Here is a 239-nt window from a genome sequence, read left to right as displayed (position 1 = left end):
CGGGTACTCGCCAGCCGCGCCCGCGAGGGTCTGAAGCAGGCCTACCTCCAGGCCCACGTCAGCGACACCCTCACCGGCGACGAGGAGTGCGCCCGTTACGCGGACCAGCTCGGCACGTACGCGCGCGGCAGGCTGCGCGTCCGGGCCGAACGCGGGCTGCGCAAGCACCTGGAGGAGTGCGCGCGGTGCCGGCTGGCCGCCACCCAGATCGAGGAGGTGGCGAGCGGCATCCCCGCCGT

General features: G+C 74.9%; 1 pseudogene. It reads left to right on the top strand.

Annotation, left to right across the window (positions count from 1 at the left end):
- Positions 1-239: pseudogene (locus tag DMH12_RS38875) on the top strand (RNA polymerase subunit sigma-24); the annotation flags it as partial.

The sequence above is a fragment of the Streptomyces sp. WAC 04229 genome (assembly GCF_003947455.1).
Taxonomy (GTDB): domain Bacteria; phylum Actinomycetota; class Actinomycetes; order Streptomycetales; family Streptomycetaceae; genus Streptomyces.
Note: the sequence above shows the minus strand (reverse complement) of the source record. Positions and strands in the feature narration are given on the sequence as shown.